This is a genomic window from Aeromonas sp. HMWF014, assembly GCF_963878295.1.
GTDB classification, from domain to species: Bacteria; Pseudomonadota; Gammaproteobacteria; order Enterobacterales; family Aeromonadaceae; genus Aeromonas; species Aeromonas popoffii.
Map to the genome: position 1 here is coordinate 1 of NZ_CAWNYS010000180.1, position 1589 is coordinate 1589.

A 1589-nucleotide genomic window follows, 5' to 3' on the forward strand; every position below is an offset into this window, starting at 1 on the left:
GTGCTGACCGAGGGGGATGACCTGCAAGACCCCATCGCCGATGCGGCGCGGGCCATCTTGGATGGTCATATCGTGCTGTCGCGCGAGCTGGCCGATGCGGGCCACTACCCGGCCATTGACATCGAAAAATCCATCAGCCGGGTCATGCCCATGGTGACCTCGCCGGAACATATGGACTTGGCGCGTACCCTCAAGCAGTTCTACTCCCTCTATCAGCAGAACCGGGATCTCATCACCATAGGCGCTTACAGCCAGGGATCGGATCCCCGCATCGATCGCGCCATCATTCAAAAACCCTATCTGGATCAGTTCTTGCAGCAGGGGATGCGCGAGGTCATTCACTACGATGAGGGCCTGCAATCCCTGCAGCTGGTGGCCATGCCCCTGATGCGTTGACGATAGGATGAAGAGGGAAGGTTGTCATGAGTAAAGGCTTGGTGATGTTGTCCGAGCGGCTGGTGGAGGCCGAACAGCAGGCGGCGCTGGCGCTGGCGAAGGCCCAGCAGGATCTGAAAATCTTCATGGAGCAGCAGGAGGCGCTCAACCAGTATCGCCAAATCTACCATCAGCAGTGGACAGATCGCGGTCTGCAGGGCATAGCTGCCCAGCAGAATGCCCAGTACCACGCCTTTATCAACAAGCTCGAGCAAGCGGCCACCCAACAGTACGAAGGTGTGCTGCAGGTGCGCCAGGCACTGGCATTGCGGCGGGAAGAGTGGCTGGCCGCCCAGCAGAGGCGCAAGGCGTTGGAGTTGCTGCTGGCCAAGCAGGCCGGGCGTGAGCAGCAGAAGGCCCAGCGTCAGGAGCAGAAGATGCTGGATGAGTACACCATGCTGCGCCGCTTCCATCATTCTGGCCTGTAACTTGCTTTATTCTGCCCATCCAGTGTGCGCCTCACCACCATCGCGTTCGTGAGGGCCGCGCCAGAACCCGATTGTCGTCAGGGATTTTCATCATGATGCAGACACTGCTAACCCCACCCCCTCCCGTTCAGGCTGCTGCGCCTGCCGACAAGAGTGCTCCGCTTCCCCCAGCCTCCGATAGCGGCGAACGGACGCCACAGGGTGAGCCGAAAGGCGGTTTCTCCGATGTGATGGCCAAGGCTCGGACAGCGGGAGCGCCGGTGACCAAGGGCTCTCAGACGGCTGCGAGCGAGCCGAAGGCCGGTAGTCAGGTCGTTACTGACCAAGTGGCCGGTGACAAACGCGCCAGTGACAAGCACGCCGATGCCAAATCTTTGGCGAATGATGCCGAAGGCACGGCGGCCATCGACGATAACAAGAAAAAAACGGAGGAGGCCGAGAGCAGTGCCTCTCCCAATGATTTCTTACAGCGCCTGCAAGATGCCCTCAAGCAGGACACCAGCCTTGTCTCCCCGACGTCCCTTAGCCTAGTTGTGAACGCGCCAGCCGTGGACACGGACGGCAATATGTTGCCGCAAGAGGGGGAGGGCGCCGAAGCTGCTGACGTTCTCGTTGGTGCGGGTGACAAGCCACTTACCCTGGATGACAGGAAAGCAGCCACCGGCGCCGCCTTGCTGGCACAACAGGCAGCAAGGCGGCGCCGGTGGCTGCTTTCCTGTCATCCAG

1 protein-coding gene and 2 pseudogenes are annotated in these 1589 nt (G+C 60.7%); all 3 read left to right on the top strand.

What is annotated here, in order from left to right; all coding sequences use genetic code 11:
- A pseudogene (gene fliI / locus AAC083_RS07050) lies at positions 1–396 on the top strand (flagellum-specific ATP synthase FliI); the annotation flags it as partial.
- Between the two features lie 26 nt (positions 397–422).
- A complete protein-coding gene (gene fliJ / locus AAC083_RS07055; RefSeq protein ID WP_108536182.1) occupies positions 423–863 on the top strand; it encodes a flagellar export protein FliJ in 441 nt (146 codons plus the stop codon).
- 92 nt (positions 864–955) lie between these two features.
- Positions 956–1589 (top strand): annotated as a pseudogene (locus AAC083_RS07060) (flagellar hook-length control protein FliK); the annotation flags it as partial.